This window comes from Lentzea kristufekii (assembly GCF_033949925.1).
GTDB lineage: Bacteria > Actinomycetota > Actinomycetes > Mycobacteriales > Pseudonocardiaceae > Lentzea > Lentzea kristufekii.
Map to the genome: position 1 here is coordinate 141,214 of NZ_JAXAVV010000003.1, position 24,099 is coordinate 165,312.

Annotated in this window: 23 protein-coding genes, 1 tRNA gene and 1 riboswitch; of the genes, 9 read left to right on the plus strand and 15 right to left on the minus strand. The window is 67.9% G+C overall.

Features of this window, described 5'->3' with window-relative positions; translation table 11 throughout:
- The first annotated feature begins 187 nt into the window (after positions 1-187).
- A complete protein-coding gene (locus tag SK571_RS07530; protein WP_266035960.1) occupies positions 188-1,291 on the plus strand; it encodes an FAD-binding oxidoreductase in 1,104 nt (367 codons plus the stop codon).
- Between the two features lie 5 nt (positions 1,292-1,296).
- Positions 1,297-1,381: riboswitch (ZMP/ZTP riboswitch) on the plus strand.
- 13 nt (positions 1,382-1,394) lie between these two features.
- Complete coding sequence (locus SK571_RS07535) at positions 1,395-2,612, plus strand: serine hydroxymethyltransferase (RefSeq protein WP_319983298.1); 1,218 nt, start codon at positions 1,395-1,397, stop codon at positions 2,610-2,612.
- A 296-nt stretch (positions 2,613-2,908) separates the two neighbouring features.
- Here SK571_RS07535 and SK571_RS07540 read toward each other — a convergent pair whose 3' ends face one another.
- Positions 2,909-3,478 carry a TetR/AcrR family transcriptional regulator gene (locus tag SK571_RS07540; RefSeq protein ID WP_319983299.1) on the minus strand — a complete coding sequence of 190 codons (570 nt, stop codon included), beginning with the start codon at positions 3,476-3,478 and terminating at the stop codon, positions 2,909-2,911.
- 83 nt (positions 3,479-3,561) lie between these two features.
- On the opposite strand from SK571_RS07540, the gene SK571_RS07545 reads away from it, so the two are divergent.
- The gene (locus SK571_RS07545; protein ID WP_319983300.1) at positions 3,562-4,461 is read left to right on the plus strand and encodes an SDR family oxidoreductase; all 900 of its coding nucleotides are present in this window, start codon (positions 3,562-3,564) and stop codon (positions 4,459-4,461) included.
- On the opposite strand, the gene SK571_RS07550 is transcribed toward SK571_RS07545, so the two are convergent.
- The 9 genes from SK571_RS07550 to SK571_RS07590 all read right to left on the minus strand — a co-directional run bounded on the left by SK571_RS07550 (position 4,443) and on the right by SK571_RS07590 (position 11,625).
- Positions 4,443-4,946, minus strand: coding sequence for a hypothetical protein (locus SK571_RS07550; RefSeq protein WP_319983301.1), 504 nt, complete (start codon positions 4,944-4,946; stop codon positions 4,443-4,445). The genes SK571_RS07545 and SK571_RS07550 overlap by 19 nt on opposite strands.
- Positions 4,943-5,371, minus strand: coding sequence for a heat shock protein transcriptional repressor HspR (locus SK571_RS07555; protein WP_266035970.1), 429 nt, complete (start codon positions 5,369-5,371; stop codon positions 4,943-4,945). Before SK571_RS07555 ends, SK571_RS07550 begins: the two co-directional genes overlap by 4 nt.
- A 5-nt stretch (positions 5,372-5,376) precedes the next feature.
- Positions 5,377-6,540, minus strand: coding sequence for a molecular chaperone DnaJ (gene dnaJ, locus SK571_RS07560; RefSeq protein ID WP_319983302.1), 1,164 nt, complete (start codon positions 6,538-6,540; stop codon positions 5,377-5,379).
- Positions 6,541-6,557: 17 nt separating this feature from the next.
- Positions 6,558-7,178: a nucleotide exchange factor GrpE gene (gene grpE, locus SK571_RS07565; RefSeq protein ID WP_319983303.1), complete on the minus strand. Its 621-nt coding sequence runs from the start codon at positions 7,176-7,178 to the stop codon at positions 6,558-6,560.
- On the minus strand, positions 7,175-9,046 hold the full coding sequence (gene dnaK / locus SK571_RS07570; protein ID WP_266035976.1) for a molecular chaperone DnaK: 1,872 nt from the start codon (positions 9,044-9,046) through the stop codon (positions 7,175-7,177). Before dnaK ends, grpE begins: the two co-directional genes overlap by 4 nt.
- Positions 9,047-9,230: 184 nt before the next feature.
- Positions 9,231-10,073, minus strand: coding sequence for a DUF4097 family beta strand repeat-containing protein (locus SK571_RS07575; RefSeq protein WP_319983304.1), 843 nt, complete (start codon positions 10,071-10,073; stop codon positions 9,231-9,233).
- Positions 10,074-10,155: 82 nt separating this feature from the next.
- Entirely contained in the window at positions 10,156-10,710 is a 555-nt protein-coding gene (locus SK571_RS07580; protein WP_319983305.1) for a hypothetical protein, read from the minus strand.
- A 4-nt stretch (positions 10,711-10,714) separates the two neighbouring features.
- The gene (locus SK571_RS07585; protein WP_319983306.1) at positions 10,715-11,287 is read right to left on the minus strand and encodes a TetR/AcrR family transcriptional regulator; all 573 of its coding nucleotides are present in this window, start codon (positions 11,285-11,287) and stop codon (positions 10,715-10,717) included.
- Between the two features lie 14 nt (positions 11,288-11,301).
- Complete coding sequence (locus SK571_RS07590) at positions 11,302-11,625, minus strand: DMT family transporter (RefSeq protein WP_258946500.1); 324 nt, start codon at positions 11,623-11,625, stop codon at positions 11,302-11,304.
- Between the two features lie 144 nt (positions 11,626-11,769).
- Here SK571_RS07590 and SK571_RS07595 point away from each other — a divergent pair, with 144 nt between their 5' ends.
- Positions 11,770-14,031, plus strand: coding sequence for a (Fe-S)-binding protein (locus SK571_RS07595; protein WP_319983307.1), 2,262 nt, complete (start codon positions 11,770-11,772; stop codon positions 14,029-14,031).
- 59 nt (positions 14,032-14,090) lie between these two features.
- On the opposite strand, the gene SK571_RS07600 is transcribed toward SK571_RS07595, so the two are convergent.
- The 3 genes from SK571_RS07600 to SK571_RS07610 all read right to left on the minus strand — a co-directional run bounded on the left by SK571_RS07600 (position 14,091) and on the right by SK571_RS07610 (position 16,489).
- Positions 14,091-14,471, minus strand: a complete 381-nt coding sequence (locus SK571_RS07600; RefSeq protein WP_319983308.1) for a phage holin family protein — start codon at positions 14,469-14,471, stop codon at positions 14,091-14,093.
- Between the two features lie 34 nt (positions 14,472-14,505).
- Entirely contained in the window at positions 14,506-15,780 is a 1,275-nt protein-coding gene (locus SK571_RS07605) for an LPXTG cell wall anchor domain-containing protein (RefSeq protein ID WP_319983309.1), read from the minus strand.
- Between the two features lie 157 nt (positions 15,781-15,937).
- Positions 15,938-16,489, minus strand: a complete 552-nt coding sequence (locus SK571_RS07610; protein WP_319983310.1) for a MarR family winged helix-turn-helix transcriptional regulator — start codon at positions 16,487-16,489, stop codon at positions 15,938-15,940.
- A gap of 212 nt (positions 16,490-16,701) precedes the next feature.
- On the opposite strand from SK571_RS07610, the gene SK571_RS07615 reads away from it, so the two are divergent.
- Entirely contained in the window at positions 16,702-17,682 is a 981-nt protein-coding gene (locus SK571_RS07615) for a cation diffusion facilitator family transporter (protein WP_319983311.1), read from the plus strand.
- On the opposite strand, the gene dcd is transcribed toward SK571_RS07615, so the two are convergent.
- Positions 17,679-18,260 (minus strand): dCTP deaminase, encoded by a 582-nt coding sequence (gene dcd / locus SK571_RS07620; protein ID WP_266035997.1) that lies wholly within the window; start codon positions 18,258-18,260, stop codon positions 17,679-17,681. The two genes, SK571_RS07615 and dcd, sit on opposite strands and share 4 nt — an antisense overlap.
- Before the next feature lie 74 nt (positions 18,261-18,334).
- On the opposite strand from dcd, the gene SK571_RS07625 reads away from it, so the two are divergent.
- The 4 genes from SK571_RS07625 to SK571_RS07640 all read left to right on the plus strand — a co-directional run bounded on the left by SK571_RS07625 (position 18,335) and on the right by SK571_RS07640 (position 20,437).
- Positions 18,335-18,408: transfer RNA gene (locus tag SK571_RS07625), tRNA-Gly, on the plus strand.
- A 392-nt stretch (positions 18,409-18,800) separates the two neighbouring features.
- Positions 18,801-19,490 carry a hypothetical protein gene (locus tag SK571_RS07630; protein WP_319983312.1) on the plus strand — a complete coding sequence of 230 codons (690 nt, stop codon included), beginning with the start codon at positions 18,801-18,803 and terminating at the stop codon, positions 19,488-19,490.
- Between the two features lie 47 nt (positions 19,491-19,537).
- The gene (locus SK571_RS07635; protein WP_319983313.1) at positions 19,538-19,906 is read left to right on the plus strand and encodes a roadblock/LC7 domain-containing protein; all 369 of its coding nucleotides are present in this window, start codon (positions 19,538-19,540) and stop codon (positions 19,904-19,906) included.
- Positions 19,907-20,065: 159 nt separating this feature from the next.
- The gene (locus SK571_RS07640; protein ID WP_319983314.1) at positions 20,066-20,437 is read left to right on the plus strand and encodes a hypothetical protein; all 372 of its coding nucleotides are present in this window, start codon (positions 20,066-20,068) and stop codon (positions 20,435-20,437) included.
- A gap of 68 nt (positions 20,438-20,505) precedes the next feature.
- Here SK571_RS07640 and SK571_RS07645 read toward each other — a convergent pair whose 3' ends face one another.
- Positions 20,506-24,051 (minus strand): tetratricopeptide repeat protein, encoded by a 3,546-nt coding sequence (locus SK571_RS07645; RefSeq protein ID WP_319983315.1) that lies wholly within the window; start codon positions 24,049-24,051, stop codon positions 20,506-20,508.
- Positions 24,052-24,099: the final 48 nt, after the last annotated feature.

Here is a 24,099-nt window from a genome sequence, read left to right on the forward strand (position 1 = left end):
CCGATCAGGGGTTACTGTCCACCCTGTCGGGGGACGGATGCTTGACGAGGACGAACGGTGCCTTGCCGGCGCCACCCAGAACGACGATGAAGAACGTGGAGACTGCGCGCGGACCATGACTGCGAACGCTGTGCTGAGCCCCATCCCTACCCCGCCCCACCGAGAGCCCCCGCCTGGTGTCACCGCGATGGTGCGGATGATCCGGGAGAGCTTCGCGGTGGTGGAGCCGCATTCCGAAGAAGTGGCGAAGTTCTTCTACGGAATGCTCTTCTCGCTCTCGCCTGCCACACGCGAGATGTTCCCCGCGAACATGGAGGTGCAACGCAGCCGTCTGCTGCGCGCCCTCGTGCACGTGGTGCAGATGGTCGACCGCCCGGACGACCTCATCCCCTTCCTGCGTCAGCTGGGTCGTGACCACCGGAAGTTCGGTGTCATCAACGTCCACTACGAGGCGGTCGGGACCGCACTGCTGTCCGCGGTGAAGAAGTTCGCCGGCGCCGCCTGGACGCCCAAGGTCGAGATGGCGTGGGCCGAGGCCTACACCCTCATGGCCAGGGCGATGCAGGAGGCGGCCGACGCCGACAACGGCCCCGCCTACTGGCACGCGACGGTGCTGGAGCACCAGCGCGTCTCGTGGGACCTGGCCGTCGTGCGCCTGCAACCGGACCACCCCGTCAGCTACAAGGCCGGTCAGTACGTCAGCGTGGAGACGCCGCAGCGCAAGCGCCTGTGGCGGTACTACTCGCCGGCGAACGCACCGCGCGAGGACGGCGTCATCGAGTTCCACATCCGGTCCGTCGACGGCGGCTGGGTGTCCCGCTCGGTGGTCGGCCACACGCAGGCCGGTGACACGTGGCGCATCGGACCGCCCATGGGACGTCTCTCGGTCGACCGCACGGCCGGGACGGACATCCTGATGGTGGCCGGTGGCACGGGTGTCGCGCCGATGCACGCGATCATCGACGAGATGGCGCAGTACGGCGAGAACCCGCGCGTGCACCTGTTCTACGGCGGCCGCACCCGCGAGGACCTCTACGACCTGGACAACCTGCAGCGCATCGCGACCACGAACCCGTGGCTCACGGTCGTGCCGGTGCTGGAGTCCGACCCCGGCGTCCGAGGTGTCGAGCAAGGCAGCCTCGCCGACGTGGTCACCCGCTACGGCGCGTGGGAAGAGCGCGACGTCCTGGTCTGCGGCAGCCCGGCCATGATCAGATCGACGGTGTCCCGCATGCTGGTCGCCGGAACGCCGCTCGACCGGATCAAGTACGACCCGTTCACGCTGGACTAAACTCGGCACGTCGAAGCGACTGGCGTGCCGAGGGTGGAAGTGACCACCGGGAAGCGACGGCCGAGCGCACCGAACGCCTGGGTGCCCGGCACGGAGTGATGCCGTGCTGCGCGAAGTCGATCCCGAGATCGCCACCCTGATCCAGGCCGAGGAACACCGCCAGGCCCGCAAGCTGCGCATGATCGCGTCCGAGAACGACGTCTCGGCTGCCGTGCTCGAGGCAACGGGCTCGGTGCTGACGAACAAGTACTCCGAGGGCTACCCCGGCAAGCGGTACTACGAGGGCCAGCAGGTCATCGACCAGGTCGAGCTGCTGGCTCAGGACCGCGCGAAGGCGCTCTTCGGCGTCGACCACGCGAACGTCCAGCCGTACTCGGGTTCCCCGGCGAACCTCGCCGTGTACCTGGCGTTCCTGCAGCCGGGCGACACCGTGATGGGCATGGCCCTGCCGATGGGCGGCCACCTCACGCACGGCTGGAGCGTCTCGGCCACCGGCAAGTGGTTCCGCAGCGTCCAGTACGAGGTCCGCAAGGACACCGGCCGCGTCGACATGGACGAGGTCCGTGCGCTCGCACTCGCCGAACGCCCGAAGGTGATCTTCTGCGGTGGCACGGCGATCCCGCGCACCATCGACTTCCCGGCGTTCGCGGACATCGCGCGGGAGATCGACGCGCTGCTGGTCGCCGACATCGCGCACATCGCCGGGCTCGTCGCCGGTGGCGCGCACCCGTCGCCGGTCGGGCACGCGCCGGTGATCACCACGACCACGCACAAAACGCTCAGGGGCCCGCGTGGCGCCATGATCCTCACCGACGCCGCGCACGCGAAGGCGATCGACCGCGCGATCTTCCCCGGTCTGCAGGGCGGCCCGCACAACCACACGACGGCCGCCATCGCCGTGGCGCTCAAGGAGGCCTCGCAGCCGGAGTTCCGCGACTACGCGCACATGATCGTGAAGAACGCGCAGGCGCTCGCGGAGGCGTTGCTGGAGCGCGGGTTCGACCTGGTGTCGGGCGGCACGGACAACCACCTGGTGCTGATCGACCTGACGTCCAAGCTGATCGGCGGCAAGCCGGCCGCGCAGGCGCTCGACCGCGCGGGCATCGAGCTGAACTACAACGCCGTCCCGTTCGACACCCGCAAGCCGTTCGACCCGTCCGGCATCCGGCTCGGCACGCCGGGCATCACGACGCGCGGCCTCAGGCCCGAGCAGATGCCGTTGATCGCGGACTGGATGGACCGCGCGATCGCCGCCCACGACAACGACCAGGCGCTGGACCGCATCGCCGCCGAGGTCGAGGAACTACTGGGCTCCCTCTAGTAGAGCGTCGCAGCCATCTTTTGGATGGTGACGGGTGGGAGTGATGCCGACAGTGGCCGCGCTTCGATCGTGAAAATCGCGCTCTCGTGGCTGCCACCTGCAGAGTTGGCGGTAGTTGGAGTGATCGGCAAACGCTTGCGCCAGTACTTTTCTACCGCCAACTCAGCGGCGACCTAACGTGAGAGCGCGGCCAGACCGCCTCGTACCCTGCCCGCCCGACTCAGCGGAGCACAACTGAGCCGCGACGCTCTACTAGTGGTGTGGCCCGGAACGTTGCCGGGCGCCAACGGGCCGGGTCACGCCACTAGTGAGCCGACGGCCGCACGCACGTCGCTGAACGTCCGGCGGGCGACTTCCGCGAAGTCCCCGCCGGTCTCCAGCCAGCGCTCGTAGCCGTGGTTGAAGGCCAGCACGCCCAGCTCCGCGGCCACGGCGGCCTCCAGCTCCGGCACACCGCGCTGCTTCAACGCATCGGTCATCGCGACGGCGAACCCGACCATCTTCAACGCGGCCCGCTCGCGCAGCTCGTCGTTGCCCGCGATCACCGCGAGCCGCTGCGGCCCGTGCGCCCGGCGTTCGTCGGTGAACGTCTCGGCCGTCGCCACCAGCGCCGCCTCGACCGCCTCGACCGCCCCCGCCTCCGCGGGGGCGCTGGAGATCGCGCCGGTCATCAGCTCGGCCAGCACGTCCTGGCCACCGAAGAGCACCTCGCGCTTGTCCCGGAAGTGCCGGAAGAACGTGCTCTTCGTGAGGCCCGCGCGCTCGGCGATCTGCGCGACCGCGGTGTTCTCGTACCCCTGCTCGCTGAACAGGTCGAGTGCGGCGCGCACCAACCGCTCCCGCGCGTCCGGCTCCCATCGACCCATGGCCCACATCCTAAGTGATGCGACTAAGTCCCATCACTCTGCTACGGTGATGAGACCAAGTCCCATCACTTGAAGGAAGTGCCATGAAGGTCTTCGTCACGGGTGCCAGCGGCCACGTCGGCTCGGCACTGGTCCCGGAACTGCTGCGAGCGGGACACCAGGTCGTCGGCTTGGCCCGTTCCGACGCCTCCGCTGCCAAGCTCGACGCCCAGGGCGCCACGGTCCGGCTCGGCGACCTGGACGACCTCGACGGTCTGCGCAAGGGGGCGGCCGAGGCGGACGCGGTGATCCACCTGGCGTTCAAGCACGACGAGATGTACGCGGGCGACTACCAGGGCGCCTCCGACGCCGACCTCGCCGTCGTCCAGGCGTTCCTCGACGAGCTCTCCGGCACCGGCAAGCCGCTGATCGGCACCGGCGGCACGCTGTCGTACTCGGGCCTGGGCCGCACCGCCACCGAGGAGGAGCGGGTCTCGAGCGAGAGCCCGCGCGGCGCCGCACGCAACCTGATCATCGGCGCCCAGGCCGTCCGGGGCTCGGTCGTCGTGCTGCCCCCGACCGTCCACAGTGCACTGGACACGGCGGGTTTCATCCCGATCCTGGTCAGGACCGCCCGCGCCACCGGTGTTTCCGGCTACCCCGGCGACGGCACGAACCGCTGGTCGGCCACGCACACGCTGGACGCGGCGAGGCTCTACCGGCTGGCCGCGGAGAAGGCCCCCGCCGGCTCGGTGCTGCACGCGGTCGCGGAGGAGGCCGTGACGATGCGGGAGATCGCCGAGGTCATCGGCCGGAAGCTGAACGTGCCCGTCGAGAGCATTCCGGCGGAGCGCGCCCAGGAGCACTTCGGCCCACTCGCGTTCATGGTCTCGCGGGACGCACCCACGTCCGGTGCGCGCACGCAGGCGTTGCTGGGCTGGGAACCGAAGGAACCCGGCGTCCTGGAAGACCTGGAGGCCGGGTTCTACTTCGAGGAGAGCTGAGCTTCGAGCTTCGAATGGGCTTCGGACAGGACGCCGTCGGGATCCGGTCCGGCCAGTGCGGATTCTTCCAGCACGGCAAGGATTTCCGGCTGGCGCAGCCACTCGGCCAACGGGCCTTGGTCCGGCCCCTCCCGCACCAGCCCCGCCAACGCGATCGGCGTGGCGAGGAAGTAGTCCTGCAAGGCCGACCGCTCCTGCGGATCACCCTTCGCGTGGACCTCGGCCGCCAGGCGCAGCCAGAAGAAGTCCGCTTCGAGCTCGCCGAGTGCGATCAGGTCCAGCACACGCGGGAGCAGGTACCGCACGAAGGTCTCGTCGCCGATCGTGCCCGACTTCAGCCAGAACTTCTCGACCTGGCCGGAAGTCAGCTCGCGCAACGGCACGGTGGTGAAGGGCGCGACGCTCGCCGCGTCCACGCAGTGGTCGCAGTGGGCGACCACTCGCGGGCGCGGCGTCGCGAAGACCTCGTAAACACGCTCGATCACTTGCGCGGCTTGGGTTTCCACACGACGAGCGCGGTCTCCTGCCGGATCGGGACCAGGTCCCGCCGGTAGGAGGCGTGCACCGCGGCGGCCGCGGAGTCCGCTGCCGCCATCGCCTGTGCGAGCTCCTGCTGGAGTTCGGCGACCCGCGACCGCAGGGCGTCGACCTGGTTCTCCAGGTCGATGATCCGCTTGATGCCGGCGAGGTTCACGCCCTCGTCCTGCGAGAGGCGCTGGACTTCGCGCAGCAGCACGATGTCGCGCATCGAGTAGCGGCGGCCGCCGCCGGACGTGCGGCCCGGCGAGACCAGGCCCATCCGGTCGTAGGACCGGAGGGTCTGGGCGTGCAGGCCCGACAGCTGGGCCGCCACCGAGATCACGAAGAACGGCGTGTCCTCATCGGTCCCCGGGGGGAACGGAAAACCCACCGAACTCACCGCCCTTCAAGAAGTGCGTTCAGATCGCCGCGCGGGTCGTGGTCCTTGGTCGCGTCCGCGTACGCCTCGAGCGCCTTGCGGGCCTCGGACGACAGGTTGTTCGGCACCGCGACCTCCAGGGTGATCAGGAGATCGCCCGCGGTCCCGTCCCGCTTCGTGATCCCCTTGCCCCGCGCCCGCAGCACCCGCCCGGAGGCGGTGCCGGCAGGCACCTTCAAGGAAACCTTGCCGTCGAGCGTGGGCACGGTCAACGTGCTTCCGAGCGCGAGCTCGGAGAACGTCATCGGCGCCGTCAGCGTCAGGTCGTTGCCCTGACGGCCGAAGATGCCGTGCGGGTTGACGTGCACACGCACGAACAGATCACCGTTCGGCCCACCGTTGCGGCCCGGTTCGCCCTGTCCCGCAAGGCGGATCCGCTGGCCGTCGGCGACCCCCGCGGGGATTCGGACGGTCAGCGTGCGGGTGCGGGTGCTGACGCCGTCGCCACCGCACTCGGGGCACGGGTCGTCGATGATCCGGCCGGTGCCGCGGCAGTCGCGGCACGGCTCGCTGAACGCGAACGCGCCCTGCGACCGCGTGACGAGGCCGGAACCCGAACACGTCGCACAGGTGTGCGGCGTGGTGCCCGGCTTGGCACCGGAACCGTTGCACGTCGTGCAGGCGGCGGGGGACGACAGGCGCAGCGGCACCGTCGCTCCCTTCACCGCCTCGGTGAAGTCGATGCGGACGTCGGTCTCGACGTCCTCGCCACGGCGCGGACGCGTGGGCGAACCCGCCGCCGCGCCGCCGCGCCGGTTGAACAGCCCGCCGAGCAGGTCACCGAGGCCACCGCCACCGGTGCCCTGCGCGGCGCGGCCGAACAGGTCGTTGACGTCGAACCCGCCGGAGCCGAAGCCACCGGAGCCGGGGAACCCTCCGCCGCCCGCGAACAGGCGACGGGCTTCGTCGTACTGCTTGCGCTTGGCCGGGTCCGACAGGATGCCGTAGGCCTCGGAGACCGCCTTGAAGCGGGCCTCGGCCTTGGCGTCACCGGGGTTCGCGTCGGGGTGCAGCTCGCGGGCGAGCTTGCGGTACGACTTCTTGATCTCGTCCGCGGTCGCCTCGGAGGAGACGCCCAGCTCGCGGTAGAAGTCCTTCTCGATCCAGTCCCTCTGACTCACCGGACGGCTCCTCCTCCCTAGGCTTCTTCGGACGGTGCGGCGGGCTCGTGGTCGGTCACCGCGACGAGCGCGGGCCGGACGAGCTTGTCGCCGAACGTGTAGCCACGACGCAGAACGGCCGTGACGGTCGGGCCCTCGACGTCCGGGGACGTGCTGTGCTGCACGGCCTCGTGCACCGACGGGTCGAACGCCTCGCCGTCGTGCGCGAACGGCTCCAGGCCGGTCTTCTGCAGCGCGGACACGAGCTTGTCCGCCACCGCCTTGAAGGCACCGGTCAGGTCGCCGTGCGCGGCGGCCCGCTCGATGTCGTCCAGCACGGAGAGCAGTTCGGAGGCGACGGACGCCTTCGCGTTGTTGATCACCGCTTCCCGGTCGCGTTCCACCCGCTTGCGGTAGTTCGCGTACTCGGCGGTGAGCCGCTGCAGGTCGGCGGTGCGCTCGTCGAGCTGGGTCTTCAGCTCGGCGGCCACCTCGTCCACGACCTCGGCGACCAGAGGTTCGTCCGGAGCAGCACCTTCCTCGCCGGCAGCGTGGGCCGGCGCCCGGACCTCGCCCGTTTCGGGGTCGATCCGGCGCCGGTCGTTCACGACTACCTGAGGCTGCTCCTCGTCAGGGGCGGCGTGCCTCGGTTCGGTCACTTCTTCTCGTCCTCGTCCACGATCTCGGCGTCGACGACGTCGTCCTGGCCGGCCTTGGCACCGGCGCCCGCACCAGCGGCACCCGGAGCGTCGGCACCGGGGGCCTCGGCACCGGCGGCACCCGGAGCGTTGGCGTAGATGGCCTGGCCGATGGCCTGGGACTCGGTCGCGAGCTTCTCGACCGCCGTCTTGATGGCGTTGATGTCGGTGCCCTTGAGCGCCTCGTTCGCCTCGGCGATCGCGGCGTTGACCTTGTCCTTGATCTCGGCCGGGAGCTTGTCGTCGTTCTCCTTGACGACCTTCTCCGTCTGGTAGACGAGCGTCTCGGCCTGGTTGCGGACCTCGGCCTCCTCGCGGCGGCGCTTGTCCTCCTCCGCGTGGGCCTCGGCGTCCTTGACCATGCGGTCGATGTCGTCCTTCGGCAGCGCGGAGCCACCGGTGATCGTCATCGACTGCTCCTTGCCGGTGCCGAGGTCCTTCGCCGACACGTGGACGATGCCGTTCGCGTCGATGTCGAAGGTGACCTCGATCTGCGGCACGCCACGCGGGGCGGGCGGCAGGCCGGTCAGCTCGAACATGCCGAGCTTCTTGTTGTGCGCCGCGATCTCGCGCTCACCCTGGAAGACCTGGATCTGCACGGACGGCTGGTTGTCGTCCGCCGTCGTGAAGGTCTCGGAACGCTTCGTCGGGATCGTGGTGTTGCGCTCGATCAGCTTGGTCATGATGCCGCCCTTGGTCTCGATGCCGAGGGACAGCGGGGTGACGTCGAGCAGCAGGACGTCCTTGACCTCGCCCTTGAGGACACCGGCCTGCAGGGCGGCGCCGACGGCGACGACCTCGTCCGGGTTCACGCCCTTGTTGGGCTCGCGGCCGCCGGTCAGCTCCTTCACGAGCTCCGCGACGGCGGGCATGCGGGTCGAGCCACCGACGAGCACGACGTGGTCGATGTCGCCGACGGAGACGCCGGCGTCCTTGATCACGTTGTTGAACGGCGCGCGGGTGCGCTCGAGCAGGTCGTTCGTGATGCGCTGGAACTCGGCGCGGGACAGCGTCTCGTCGAGGAACAGCGGGTTCTTGTCCGCGTCGACCGTGATGTAGGGCAGGTTGATCGAGGCGTTGCTGGAGCTCGACAGCTCGATCTTGGCCTTCTCCGCAGCCTCGCGGATGCGCTGGAGGGCCATCTTGTCCTTGGTCAGGTCGATGCCGTTGGCCTGCTTGAAGCGGTCGACCAGCCAGTCGACGACGCGCTGGTCCCAGTCGTCGCCACCGAGGTGGTTGTCACCGGAGGTCGCGCGGACCTCGACGACGCCGTCACCGAGCTCGAGCAGCGAGACGTCGAACGTGCCGCCACCGAGGTCGAAGACCAGGATGGTCTGCTCCTTCTCGCCCTTGTCGAGGCCGTACGCCAGAGCGGCGGAGGTCGGCTCGTTGACGATGCGGAGCACGTTGAGGCCCGCGATCTGGCCGGCCTCCTTGGTGGCCTGGCGCTGCGCGTCCTCGAAGTAGGCGGGGACGGTGATGACCGCGTCGGTGATCTCTTCGCCCAGGTACGCCTCGGCGTCGCGCTTGAGCTTCATCAGCACGCGCGCGCTGATCTCCTGCGAGGTGTACTTCTTGCCGTCGATCTCGTCGGTCTGCCAGTTGGTGCCGACGTGACGCTTGACCGACCGGATGGTGCGGTCGACGTTGGTGACGGCCTGGTTCTTCGCGGGCTGACCCACGAGGACCTCGCCGTTCTTGGCGAACGCGACGATGGACGGGGTCGTCCTGGAGCCCTCCGAGTTGGCGATGACCGTCGGCTCACCGCCTTCGAGGACTGCGACGACCGAGTTGGTCGTCCCGAGGTCGATGCCGACTGCACGCGCCATTGGAGTTCCTTCCGCTAGTACTTGTTGAGCGTTGCTGGCTCAAGTTTGCCATCTCACCCAACATTGAGCCTACCCGACTCAAGCTTTCTGACTGTCCCAACGGCCGACAAGGTCTGCTTGTTCCCTCACAACGCCCCGAGGGCCACCCCTTGTGGAGTGGCCCTCGACACAGCGCCTCTCGGACTCAAGCCGCGAACACCTGCACGTCCCCGGAGCTGGCGGTCAGGCTGAGTTCGAGCGATGCGCTCGGATCGGTCGGGACGTGGATCGCACGCTCACCGCTGCCCGACGATCCGGTGATCTTGAACGGGCCCCCCGGCACTCGGACTGTGACGCTGCCGGACCCGCTGTTGGCCCGCACCGACTTCGCCGCCGACAACGTCAGGGCGATGTCCCCGGAGTCGGCCTTGGCGATCACCTCGTTCTCCAGCGAGGTGCCCTCGATGTCTCCGGAACCGGTGTCGAGCAGCGCCTTGCCCTTGATCGCGTCCAGCGCGATCCGGCCGGACCCCATGTCGGCCGTGACGGCGCCGCCGATCCTGGTGCCCTCGAAGCCACCGGACCCGGTCTTCACCTTGACGTCTCCCGCGATGTCGCGGGTGGTGATCCTGCCGGAGCCGGTCTTGAACTCGACGGAGGCCAGCCCCTCGATGATCACGTCGCCCGAGCCGATGTCACCGACCACCGTCGTGGCCGCGGACGGCACCAGGACCTCATAGTTGATCTCGCAGTCCCTGCCGCAGCCGTCCAGCACCAGCGTGTTGCCCTCGACGCGGTGTGCGACACCCGACGGCTTGTTGTCCCGCTCGTGCTCGACCCTGCGGTGGATCTTCGCCTCGGTCAGGCCCTCCTGGAACCGGATCGTCACGTCCCCGGAGTCCTGGTCGCTGCGGACCTTCACCGACGTGATCTTCTCCGCGACGGCGTGGTCGTCGGAGAACTCGTACATCATGATGCGAATGCCACAGCCGGTCGACACTGTGAGCACCGCCCCCGCCACCAACGCCACCAGCGCCGTCCTCATCATGAGCACAAAACTAGAGGTGGCGGCGCTCGGCTACACGGCTGCAAGCCCCCGGAGCGGGGGTGGGGCTGTCCCTACCCGGTTCTCAGACCAGGTCTTCGAGCACCGCGCGCAACGCGGGAGCCGTGCGCGCCGGGTCGTTGAGGAACCTCGTCGACGCCAGCACGTGCGCGGGCGCGATCCGCTCCCACAGCAGGCCGTCGACCGGCACCTCGGCGATGTGCAGCTCGACGCTCTGAGCCCACCGGCCGATGCGCGACTCGATGCCGCGCAGCACGTCACCCATCGGCAACGCGGCGGGGCTCTGCACCTGGTGCAACTTCTCGATGCCCGGCTTCAGCGCGACCACCACGGCACGGCTGGCCGGGCGGGTCAGCAACGCCTCGGCGTCCTCGGCGGTCAGGGGTTCGGCTCCGCGGCGGCACGCGTCCAGCGCGTCGTTCCACCAGCCCGGCCACTCGGCGGTCACCGCGGCGCGGTCGGTGCCCAGCGGCACCTGCACCGGCAACGACGGGTCCAGGCCCGGCACGTGCGGCTCGACGTCGACCGACAACGCCAGCGAGTCGCGCACGTAAAGCGCGGCGAGCAGCCCCAGGCTCACCCCGTGGCTGATGCCGGACACCTCTCGCGCGAACTTCATGAACTCATTCTTCCCGCGGGGCGGCCGTGAAATCGTCGCGGCCGCGGATCAAGAAGGACACGATTGGCTCCAGCTCGTCCTCGTTCGGAGCAACGTCGGCGATCAGGCCCTGCATCAGCAGCCCGTCGATGGCCGCGAGGAACGCCCGGAACGCGACGGGATCCGCCGGCCGCACCACCTCCACGGCCAGGTCCAGCCACCGGCGGGCGGCGGGCTTCAGCTCGGGACGCCTGCCAGCCAGCAGGTACAGCTCGTACTCGGCGAGCGTGCGGCAGCGGTTCTCGTTGACCGCCTTCGCCAGGCTCCGCGCGATCTCGCGGGCGCTGCCGCCGCTCCCGACGATCTTCAGCATGTCGTCGCACAGCTCTTCCGCCGACCACAGCAGCGTCGCGATCAGCAGGTCGTCGAGTGTCGCGAAGTAGTAGGTGGGTGCCGTCGTCGGCACGCCCGCCTCACGGGCGACGCTGCGATGCGTCACGCCCGCGACGCCGTCGCGTTCGATCACGCGCAGGGTGGCCTCGACGATGGCGCGCCGCTTCTTCTCACCGCGCGCCTTGCGGCCGTCGACCTTCTGCAACTCCGCTGTCGCGGTCAGTGCGTCCTCCCGAGTTCGAGCGTCACCACGCCTCCGATGATCAGGACCAGTCCGATGACCATCGTGGGGTTGAGGGTTTCGCCGAGGAACTTCCAACCGATGATCGCGACCGAGGCAACGCCGATGGCGGACCATACGGCGTATGCGACGCCCACGGGCATACCCAACTTCAACGCGCGCGAAAGCACGGTGAAGGCGATGGCATAACCGACGACGACGACCACGGACGGCCAGAGTCTGGTGAAGCCCTCGGACAACTTCAACGAGACGGTGGCGGCGACCTCCGCCACGATCGCCGCGGCGAGGTACAGGTACAACACGGCGGCCTCCGGCTGCTCAGGACAACTACCTGAACAAGTGTTCCACAACTTTTTGATCAATTTCCGGATACTTGACCGGTACGTGAAGAGACACCGGCCACGTCCAAGTGGTTACTCACCAGTAACGTGGCCTAGAATCCCGCCATGACCCTCCAGCTGGTTCTCGGACTCGTCGCCGTGGCGGTGAGCGTCGTCGCCTGGGGCGTGTTCGTCGCCGGTGTGCTGAAGCAGATCAAGATCATTCGGCTCGGCCAGCCGGACGGCACCCGCATGGGCCCGTTCGTGCCGCGCATGAAGACGATGATCGTCGAGTTCGTCGCGCACACCAGAATGGCGAAGTTCCGCTCGGTCGCCCCGTGGCACTGGATGGTGATGTGGGGCTTCCTCATCGGCTCCGCCGTGCTGTTCGAGGCGTACGGCGAGGTGTTCGACCCGCACTTCCACTGGCCGATCATCGGCACGTGGTCGGTGTGGCTGCTGCTGATCGAACTGCTGGGCCTCGGCACGGTCGTCGGCGGTGTGGCCCTGGCGATCATCCGCCAGCGCAACCACCCGCGCCGCGCCGACAGGGTCTCCCGGTTCCTGGGCTCCGACTTCAAGTCCGCGTACTTCGTCGAGGCCGTCGTGATCATCGAGGGCGTCGGCATCCTGATGGTCAAGGCGTTCAAGCAGTCGAGCGGCCTGGAGGTCGCCCCGCTGTGGACGTCGTTCGTGACGCAGCCGCTCGCGCAGATCCTGCCCGCCGCGCCCATCTGGGTGTCGGTGATGGCGCTGGTCAAGCTGCTGAGCGGCATGATCTGGCTGATCGTGGTCGGCCGGAACCTCACGATGGGCGTCGCCTGGCACCGGTTCTCCGCGTTCTTCAACATCTACTTCAAGCGCGAGGACGACGGTGGCGTCGCTCTGGGCGCGCTGAAGCCGATGATGTCCGGCGGCAAGGTCCTGGACCTCGAAGAGGCCGACCCGGACAAGGACGTGTTCGGCGTCGGCAAGGTCGAGGACTTCACCTGGAAGGGCGTCCTCGACTTCTCCACCTGCACCGAGTGCGGCCGTTGCCAGTCGCAGTGCCCCGCCTGGAACACCGGCAAGCCGTTGTCCCCCAAGCTGGTCATCACGCAGCTGCGCGACCACATGTACGCCAAGGCGCCGTACCTGCTGGCCGGTGGCTCGCGCGACATGGCCGGTGACGAGGTCGGCCTGACCGAGGACAAGTACGAGGACTACAAGAAGCGCCTCGAGTCCATCGACGTGCTGGCGATGGCCGAGTCGGAGCGCCCGCTGATCGGCGGCCCCGACGAGCTGGGCGTCATCGATCCCGAGGTGCTGTGGTCCTGCACGACCTGCGGCGCGTGCGTCGAGCAGTGCCCCGTGGACATCGAGCACGTCGACCACATCGTCGACATGCGCCGCTACCAGGTGCTGATCGAGTCGAACTTCCCGTCCGAGCTCGGCGGCATGTTCAAGAACCTGGAGAACAAGGGCAACCCCTGGGGGCAGAACGCCAAGGACCGCCTGGCGTGGACCGAGGGCCTCGAGTTCGAGGTGCCGGTGTTCGAGGGCGAACTGGGCGACGCGGAGTACCTGTTCTGGGTCGGCTGCGCCGGTGCGTTCGAGGACCGCGCGAAGAAGACCACGCGTGCCGTCGCCGAACTGCTGCACACCGCGGGCGTCAAGTACACGGTGCTCGGCCCGGAGGAGACCTGCACCGGTGACCCGGCCCGTCGCGCCGGCAACGAGTTCCTGTTCCAGATGCTCGCGCAGCAGAACGTCGAGGTGCTCAACTCGGTGTTCGAGGACCGGCCCGCCGGTCAGCGCAAGATCGTCGTGACGTGTGCGCACTGCTTCAACACGCTGGCGAACGAGTACCCGCAGGTCGGTGGCACGTACGAGGTCGTGCACCACACGCAGCTGCTGAACAAGCTGGTGCGCGAACGCCGCCTGGTGCCGGTCGCGCCGGTCACCGAGGACGTCACGTACCACGACCCGTGCTACCTGGGCCGCCACAACAAGGTCTACGAGGCGCCGCGTGAGCTGATCGGGGCGTCGGGCGCGAAGCTGCGCGAGATGCCGCGGCACGAGGAGCGGTCCATGTGCTGCGGTGCCGGTGGCGCTCGCATGTGGATGGAGGAGCGGATCGGCAAGCGCATCAACGTCGACCGCGTGGACGAGGCTCTGTCCACCGCGCCGTCGAAGATCGCGACGGGCTGCCCGTTCTGCCGCGTGATGCTGACCGACGGCGTGACCGCACGCCAGTCCGACGGCCTGGCGGGAGCGCACGTCGAGGTCGTGGACGTGGCGCAGATGCTGCTCGAGTCCGTGAAGCGCGGTACGGAGAAGCCGGACACGCCGACCGACGAGGTCCCGACCGGCACGCCGTTGCCGGACGAGGACAAGGCGAAGGCCTAGTCGAGACGAGCGAAAGGCCCTCGGTCCGTTGTGGACCGAGGGCCTTTTTCGTTGAGCTGTCAGTCTTTGTCGGTGATCTTGTCGTAGACCACGTTCAGCACCCAGCCGGTCAGGGCGACGATGATCGCACCCCAGAAAGCGGGCCAGAAGCCGTCGACGCGGAACGGCAGGTCGAACTGCTCGGCCAGCCACCCGGTGAGCATGAACAGCAGCGCGTTCACCACGAGCCCGATGAGGCCGAGCGTGACCAGGTAGAACAGGCAGCCGAAGAACTTCACGAGCGGCTTCACGATCGCGTTCACCAGGCCGAAGATCACCGCGACGCCGATCAGCGTGAGGATCCTCGACCCGGTGGAACCCTCGCCCAGGTCGATGCCGGGGAGGGCGGTCGACACCCACACCGCCACGGCAGTCAGCAGCACATGCACCAAGATGCCCATGCCGCGCAGACTAGCCGTGGCGGGTCCTATGTGGTCAGGACCGGCGGCGGCGCGCCACGAAGAACGCACCCAGGCCACCGGCGAGCAGCACGCCGCCCAGCGCCAGGAGGCCCAGCACCGAGGCACCGGTCGAGGCGAGACCGGAACGGGTGCCCGCCTGGGCCACGACCGGGGTGGTCGGCGCGGCAGTGGCCTGGGTCGGCGACGCGGACGGGGCGGTGGTCTCCGCGCCCTTCTCGACGACCTTGATCACCTTGCGGAAGTCCTGCCCCTGGTTCTTGGTGTCGATGTCGGCGAACCCACCGACGGACGGGCGCACGAACGCGTAGAGCTCGCCGAGCTCGGTGTTGGCGAACTCGAGCTTCATCTCGACGGTGATCGACTCGCCGGGCAGAACCTTCCGCACGGTCTCGAAGCTCTCGGTCCTGCCGATGACGTTGTCACTGCGTGAGATGACCTTCACGTCGGTCTCGGCGAGCTGGAACAGGACGACCGACATGGTGCCGGGAACGTCGCCCTTGTTGACCAGCTTGAACCTGAAGTCGATCTGCTCGCCGACGGTGTAGGCATCCTTGGCGGGGCTGATCACGACGTCTTCGAGGGCGGCATCGGCCTTGGGCTCGAAGTAGCGCAGGTCGAGCCGCTGCTGCCGGCCCTCCCCGTTGGCCCTGCCCTGACCGGTCACCCAGTCGATGTCGTAGGCGCGCAACGGCTTCGCCAGCGCCAGGCGCTGCTTCTTGAGGTCCGGCGCGGTGACGGTGTAGTCGCCGAGCGGCAGCTCGAAGCTGTACGAGCCGTCGGCCGCGACCGCCGTCTCGACCCTGATCTGCTCGCGCGGCTCGGTGCCTGCCTCACCGGTGACCACAACGCGGCCGTCGTGCGTCTTCTCGTCGGCCTGCTTCACCCCGTCACCATTGGCGTCGACGAAGCTGAACCCGCTGATGACGTTGCCCCACAAGGGAAAATCGACTGTGGTGTCGCCGTCGAACGGCTTTCCGATGTACGGCATGGCGAAGCCGACGACCGGCTTGACGGCCACCTGGTAGCGCGGCCCCTTGGGCAGCACGACGCGGTACCGGCCGTTCTCGGCCGCGACGTCGGCGACCTGCTCCTGCGTGGCCACGTTGATCACCCGGACGCCGGGCGCGGTCGCGCGGACGTTCTCGCCGGGGTCGAAGGCACTGTTCTCGTTGCGGTCGAAGAAGACCACGCCTTCGACGGTGATCGTGTCGTCCTGTGCAGCGGCGGAAGTGGCCACAGCGGGCAGCACGAGTGCGGCCGTCATCGCGACGGCGAAGAACTTCTTCACTGATCCCCCAGCGTTCGATTGCTCCAATCAGGACATCGGAACGCCAGGGGTCAGCGTTGCGTGAAAACGGTCACTCCGACAGCGGATAGCCACCCATCTCGCACCCCTCCCTCTCGCGCCAGTTAGCACGATATCGGATAGTACGAGTTCGTAGCAATTACTCCTTGCTGTCGAGTGCGAGCCTCGTGCGACGGTGAGCCGGCCCGAGTTCGCCGGACAGCACCTCCATCACCTGGCGCAACAGGTCGCGCAGGTGCTCCAGGTCGGCACCGGGCAGCACGGTGAAGAGGTCGCGTTCCCGTTCCGCCTGGCCCGCGACGATCTGCAGGAAGATCTCGCGACCGGCGTCGGTCAGCGTCGCGGGCAACGAACGGCGGTCGCTCGGATCGAGCGCGCGCACCACGAGGCCCGCCTTCTCCAGCCGGTCGAGACGGCTCGTGATCGTGGTGGCCGGGCTCAACGTGCCGTTCGCGAGCTGCTTGGGCGTGAGCCGGTGCGGCGGCCCGATCCAGAAGAGCCGGGCGAGGATCTCGTAGTCCGCGCGGTTCAGCCCGTGCGGCGCGGCGATCTCCGTGGCGAGGAAGTCGAGGTACTTGCTGATCTGGTGCACCCGGTCGACCACGCCTTCGACCACCGGATCGATCGCCGGAACCATGGCCCTCCACGACTCGACCTCGGCATCGGTGTCGTCCACACCACGGTTGCCCATCCCGCAATGGTAGTTGCGCCCGCATGCAGAACGGCCCGCGTCTCTCCCGGACGCGGGCCGTTCCGTCTTACCCCCTGGTGATCAGCGTCCCCCCGGTGCGGATCCCGCCTGTAAGACACCTCAGCCGCGGTCGATGTTGCTCCCGGCGCCGAATGTCACTCGAATGCAGTAGTGGACGGGTGCTTCGCGGCCTGCCGCCTAGGCTGATCGACATGAGCGAGAAGCCGCAGGGCTCGGGCGAAAGCACGCTGACCGTCGTCCTCGCACTGCTGGTCAACCTGGCCATCGCGGTCATGAAGGCCGTCGCGGGCGTGTTGACCGGATCGGCCGCGATCCTCTCCGAAGCCGCGCACTCGGTGGCCGACACGTTCACCGAGGCACTCCTGCTGACCGCGCTGCGCCGCTCGGACCGGCCGGCCGACCGCCGCCACCCGTTCGGCTACGGCAAGGAGCGCTACTTCTGGTCGTTGCTGGCCGCGGTCTCGATCTTCGCCTCGGGTGCGATGTTCGCGTTCTACGAGGGCTTCCGCACGGTCTTCGGCGAGCCGGAGGAGCAGACCCGGCCGCTGGTCGGCTACGTCGTGCTGGGCCTGGCGTTCGTCCTGGAGTCCGTCTCGTGGACGCAGGCGTTCCGGCAGGTCCGCGCCGAGTCCGCCGCGCACGGGCGTGGGTTCTGGGACTTCCTGCGCGTCTCCGACGACCCGACCGTGAAGACGGTGTTCCTGGAGGACTCGGCCGCCCTGATCGGCCTCGTGCTGGCGTTCGCGGGCCTCGGCCTGCACCAGCTGACCGGCTCGTCGCTGTGGGACGGCCTCGCGTCGCTGGCCATCGGCGTGCTGCTCGCGCTGGTCGCCTACGTCCTGGCGCGCACGAACCGCGGCCTGCTGATCGGACAGCAGGCGGACCCGGTGATGGTGAAGTCGATCTGGCGCCGACTGGCCGGGGTGTCCGAGGTCGACGCCGTCGTGGACGTCCTGACGATGTCGATCGGCACCGACCGCGTGCTGCTGTGCGCGCGGCTCGACTTCGACGACGCGCTGACGGCACACCAGCTGGAGGACGCGTGCGTGCGCATCTCCGCGGAGTTGCGCACGCGGTTCCCGGACCTGGACGAGATCTTCCTCGAACCCGTCCCGCGCACCGATCCCGAACTGCGCCGACGGGTGCTGGAGCGGTACGGCGACCTGGGTTAGCGGCGGGTGTCGGTCTGGTGGAAGTTCAGGTAGGCGCGGCTCGGCGTCGGCCCGCGCTGGCCCTGGTACCGGCTGCCGGCCTGCTTGGAGCCGTACGGGTGCTCCGCCGGGCTCGACAGCTTGAACAGGCACAGCTGCCCGATCTTCATGCCGGGGTGCAGCGTGATGGGCAGGTTCGCGACGTTCGACAGCTCCAGCGTGATGTGGCCGGAGAAGCCGGGGTCGATGAAGCCCGCGGTGGAGTGCGTGAGCAGACCGAGCCTGCCGAGGCTGGACTTGCCTTCGAGCCGCCCGGCCAGGTCGTCCGGCAGCGTCACCATCTCGTAGGTCGACCCGAGCACGAACTCGCCGGGGTGCAGCACGAACCGCTCGCCCTCCGGCGTCTCGACCAGGCTCGTCAGCTCGTCCTGCTGCTGCGAGGGGTCGATGTGGGTGTACTTGGTGTTGTTGAAGACCCGGAAGAACCGGTCCAGCCGCACGTCGAAGCTCGACGGCTGGAGCATCTCGACGTCGAAGGGGTCGAGGACGAGACGGCCTGACTCGACCTCTTTGCGCAGATCCTGGTCACTCAGCAGCACCCGGACAGGCTAACCGAAGCGGGCGCACCGCAGGTTCCCGCGCTGTGTATGATCGGCGACGAGCTTGCACACACGCGGGTGTAGTTCATTGGTAGAACGACAGCTTCCCAAGCTGTAGAGGCGGGTTCGATTCCCGTCACCCGCTCCACGCCGAAGGCCCCGGCGAGTCACTCCGACTCGCCGGGGCCTTCGCTTCGATCTCTCCGGGTACGTCTCGCGACGTCGCAGCGGGCACTCCATTTCTGCTGGTTCATCCATCGAAGATGAAACCTCTGCCGTCTCAATTGGAATGCTTCACTCGATCAGGTGACGCTTGGCATGGATCGGGACTATCGGAAGGTAAGAAGTAGCCCTGGCGTTCGCTCTTTCGATTCGAGTACCGCACTCGATCGGATGATCAGTTCGCCAGGCAGTCCCTCTCCGTAAGTTCGATTTAACCCGGAGTCACCCCTGAGACGCGACAATCGAGCCGCATTCGACGTCCTCGCACAAGCTTTGGCGCGGTGTCACGCGGATCGAGTCACCGGAACATTGCGCGTTGTGGGCAACGCGGGCGGGCTGTTCCATTTCCGCGACGGCCTGGTGATCTCGGTGGACAGTCCCGGCACGCCCGGTGCGGAGATGCTGCTGCTGAGTTCGGGCCGGATCGAGGAAGGGGACTGGACCGCGGCTCTGGTGGAGAGCGTCGAGACGCGGTCCCTGCAGGCGGCGCTCGTCGCTCGCGGGCTCGGCGCCGCCGAGCTTCAGAGCCTGGTGATGGTCGCTGTGCAGGACGGGGCGTTCGCCACGGCCGCGGGTGAGATCGAGCGATACGTCGTCGACGAGTGCATCGATCCGCCGCTGCTACCTGCGGAGCAAGGCGTCGCGCCGGACCTGCTGCTGGCCGAGACCGCCCGCCGGTTGGACACGATCGCCGCGTTCTCCCTGTCGCCGTACCGGGACCGCCTGATGCCCGGCCGCGCGACGGAGCCGGCCGGTCTGACGGCGGAACGACGGGAGATCGTCGCGCACGCCGACGGGCGGCGCACCGCGCGGGACCTGGCGTTCGCGCTCGGCCGGAGTCTTCATCCGGTCACCGTCGAGATCGCCCGGATGATCGAGGACGGACTGCTGGAAATCGCCCCGCCCGCGACGTCGTTCCGATGTTCGCACTGGGGGTTGGCTGCGTTGCGTCCGCGGACGCAAGCCGGACCGGATTTCGAAATCTCCCTGAGGTCTTCGGAGGTGTGATGTTTGTCCTGAACGGTTCGACATTTCCGATTCTGAAAGGGAGTGAATTGGACTACGACGCTCTGAGCGCCGAACTGCGAAAGCTTCGAGAGAACGTCGCCGGAGTGACCGACACCGTCATCGCCGCGTCCGACGGGATCCCCATCGTCGCCGACGTGGCGAAGAACATCGACCCCGCCCACATCTCGGCCCTGGCCGCCGCCGACCTCGGGATCGCACGTCAGGCGGCGGAGGTGATCGGCCTGGGCACCCTCAGCCAGACCGTGGTGTTCGGCACCGAGGGCTACATGGCCGTGTACGCCATCGGCAGGCTGTCCCTGATGGTCGTGCTCGGGGACAAAGGCCTGAACCTCGGCCGCCTTCTGCACGAGACCCGGCCCGTGATCGAGCGAGTCGGCGTGATCCTTTCCTCGTAGACGCACCAGTGCGAAAAATGGTCGCCGCCAATGTCCACGCTCGGCTCACGACTCTCGTCAATGATGTCCTCTTTCTGGAGACATTTCCACACTCGACCGAGCCACGGCAATTCGGATGCGCCGCCTCGATCACCAGTAGACATAGGGAAGTGGAGTTTGATGAACATCGATACCGCGTTGAAAGAAGCCATGTCCATCTCCGGCGCTGTCGGTGTTGCACTGGTCGACTACGACAGCGGGATGTCGCTCGGCACGAGCGGCGGAGGTGACTGGCTGAACCTGGAGATCGCGGCGGCCGGGAACACCGAGGTCATTCGCTCGAAACTCCGGGTGATGCAGTCGCTCGGGCTCAGCGACACCATCGAGGACATCCTGATCACGCTGCACCGGCAGTACCACCTGATCCGGTTGATGGGTGGCGTGAAGAACAGGGGTTCGCTCTTCCTGTACCTGGTGCTGGAAAGAGACAATGCGAACCTCGCGTTGGCCCGGCACCAACTCAAGCGCATCGAGATGGACCTGATCATCTAGGCCAGGTCAACACCGCAGAAATGCTTTGGGGCTTTCTCGCATGAGAAGGCCCCAAAGCATTTCAGGAACTAATCGACCAGCAGGTCTTCGAGCACGGCGAGGTTGTCCCTCGTTCTGGCGAGTTGGGTCGCCACACCGGGCCTTCGTTCGGCCAACTGCTCCAGCAGAGCGACTGCGCGGCGCATCGGAACCACTGCTTCGTTGACGCGGTCCGCCATGGCCAGAAGACCACCCACCAGCGCCAGCGACAACGCCAGCCCTCCGCTGTGCGCGTCGATGTCGCGTTCGACGAGCCACTCATTGAGAGCCACCGCTCGCAACGCTTCCTCCATCGCGTCGTCCTCACCCACATCCGCCAGGGTCCCGGCGAGAGTGGCGAGGCACATGGCGAACTTCAGCCTGTACACGTCGGGGTTGATCTCGTCGAGCAACCTCATGATCTCGACGGCCTCGCGGGCGTGCGACGTTCCCTCGTCGGACTGACCCAGGTCGAACAGCAGGCCTCCCAAACTGTTCAACGCCAACGCGAGTCCCACCCGTACCTGCGGCGAGTCGGGCGGACAGAGCGATCGAGCGGTTTCCACGGCAGTGCGCGAACGCTGAACCGCGTCCTCGTGCCTCCCCAGGTCCGAAAGGACGTCGGCACTCTTCAACAGGGAGTCGACGAGGTCGCTCCCATGCCCGGCACCGGGATGCGCTGAGTCCAGCGACTTCCAAAGCTGTACCGCCCGTTCACCGTGCCGCAACGCGTCTTCCGGCCGACCGCGACCGGACAAGCGATCAGCCAGGCGGTCCAGGGCACGGGCCAGTTCTGCCTGATGCGCCTGCGCGTCGATGTCGACGAGTTGCTCCCACAGGTCCACCACCCGCAGGGCTGCGGCGGTCGACTCCTCGACCATGCCCAGGTCGAGGTACAGCGCGCCGACGTTGCTGACCGCGAGTGCGAGTCCCGGCCGGTGTTCGGCCGTACCGAGCTCCACCAGCTCCTCGAAAATCTCCACAGCGCGCTCGGCCGGTTGCCGGCACTCGCGGAACCTGCCCACATCTGAAAGCACCACGGCGAAGGTGGTCAGCGACATCGCGAGCGCATCCATGTACGCCTGCGACTGCGTGTCTACGAGACTCTCGTGCAGGAACACGGACCGCTTGGCCTGCACAACAGCCTCGTTCCTATCTCCTTCGTCTCGCAAGCACCCGGAATAGGTCAACAACGCCTTGGCCAGGACGACGCGAACCGCCGCGTCGTCCCGTGACTTGAAGATGTCCTCACCGATCTCGGCAGCGGCTCTAGCGGACCTGCTCGCCTCCGTCTTCTGCCCCAGCCCACCCTGCATGACCGCCAGGTTCGACAGGGACTCGACCAACTCGAGCCGGCGAACATCAGGACCGGTCTGGCAAAGCTGATCTCGCAGCTCGGCAGAACGCCGGGCGTGCGGCAACGCCTCGGTCCTGCGTCCGGCCTTCCAGAGCGCATTCGCGACATTGACCTCTGTCAGCGCCAGAACCGGGAGGATCGCCTCGGGGTTCTTCGGCGCCAGGGACTCCAGGATCTCTATGGCTTCCTGGATCGGCTCGACAGCCTGCGCGAACAGACCCGCGTCGCCCAGGACTCCGCCGTAGCTGGAGAGCACCGTGGCGTAGTCCGGAAGATGCGCGTCGCAGTTCTTGTCGACCAGGAACGCGAAGATCTGAACACTGCGCTGGACCACTTGCAGTGCCTTGCCCACCTCGCCCGCTTTTGCCAGGGCGTTCGCGTAGTTGTTGAGCAAGCCGCCCAGGAGCTCAGCATTGGCTCCGAAGTCCTCATCGGCCAGACGGGTTCTGATGTCGACGGCCGTCCTCAACGCGTCCGTCGCTTCTTCTCGGCGGCCGATCGCATGCAGAATCGTGCCAAGGTTGCTCAGCGAGGAGGACAGCCCGCAGAGATGGGACTCGTCCTCCTCAAGCAGCCTCTTCCGCAGGGCGACCGCACGTTCGACGAACGGAAGGGCCTCCCTGCTGGCGCCGATGTCGTTGAGTACGAGGGCGAGGTTGCTCAGCGACATCGCGAGATCCGGCTCGTACCTGGCCGGATCGATCTCCGCCAGGTGTTCTCTGAGCGTCACGGCCGCGCGCACGGCCTCGACGGCCTGCTCTCGTCGCCCGACCTCCGCGAGGCGGGTCGCGTGCCAGTTCAGTTCGTCCGCGTGCAGGTCGACCGCTTCAAGGCTGGCTTCCTCGTCGGGAACCGTGTCGCGAACCCGGCGAGCCGAGACGAGCACGAGGTCCAGGGCTCTGCGCGTGGAGAATCCGAACACTCCCAGAAAGCTGTCGAGCCGGGCGACGTCCTCCGCTGACAGATTTCCCTGGTCTGACAGAGCTTCCCCCACCGCGTGGGTGAACTCACCAGGGCGAAGCAGGATCGCGCCCAGGACGAACCCGAAGTTCCCCGATCGCACCAACTGTTCGAAGCCTGCGGCCACGCGCCGCACTCCGTTGCCGAGACCACCGGTCAGGTCAGGCGTGGACAGAACTCGCAGCAGCGACCGTGTCACGGCCGCAGCGTGGAACTCGTCCTCCGCGGCGCAGAGTCTCGTCAGCAACCGCACCCAGTCCGTGTCGGACGCGGCCTGCGCTGCCACGGTGAGCACGTGCGAGTCCGGCAGCCGGTCCGGACGTGGCGCGGCCCACACCGCGCCCTCGTCGTCGGGGTACAACTCACCGAGCAGGCGGGCCAACCTGTGCACCACCGGCTCTTCGAGACTCGCCTCCAGCCGAAGCGCACGGATCGCTCGCGCAGCGTCCTCCACCGTCGGTGCCGGCAGGAGGAACGGCGCCAACAGGACGAGTTGCCGGTCGTACGAACCCAGTTCGATGTTGTGAGCGGAAAGAACTGTGTGCAGATGCCTCAGCTCGTGCGCCATCAGGTCGGTGATCGGATCGCCGGTTCCGTGAACCGGACCGTTGCCGCGACTCTCCGCTTCGGCGTCCAGCACCCGCAGCAGCGCATCCGCGTACAGGTCGAGCGTTGTCGTGAACTTCCGTGCGGGCGAGGCGTCGCGCACCACCACCGTCTGGGACATTTGCGAGGCGAAGCAGCGCACAGCTTCGGAGTGGATCTCGCCGAGTCGCTCGGAATTGACGTGCTCGGTCAGCGACCGCAGCCTGAGCGGAGCCGGGTCGACCAGACTCGACCACACCGGATCCGTGACGAGATCGCTCCACCAGGCACCTTCGCTTCGGCTCAGCAGCAGCAAACGCACCGAGGGCGCGCCGCGGATGACGGTCAACAGCCGTTGCAACACGAAAGGCTCGTGCTCCGCGTAGTCCACGACGAGCAGCACCCGCGATCGCCGCACCGGGCGGCTGCCGACCGCTGCTTCCAGTTCGGCCCAACGCCGGCGAGAAGCCCCCTCCTGCCGCGCCTCGGTCAGGTCGACGAGACCAGCGAGCCAGCCGCGTTCCCCGAGGGTCCGAATCAGGTGCAGGGCCGAGGTCGTCTTGCCCTGCCCGCCGCGGCCGCACAGCAGCTGAACCCTGAACTGGTCTTCGTTCTGGCACCACGACAGCAACTGCTCGTCCTCGGGACGCGGCTGGTGCGGCACGATCCCCGCTTCCGGCCGCAACCACGTCATCGGCCTGCCCCCGACGGATCGACGCTCTGGCCCGAACAGCGCTTTCTC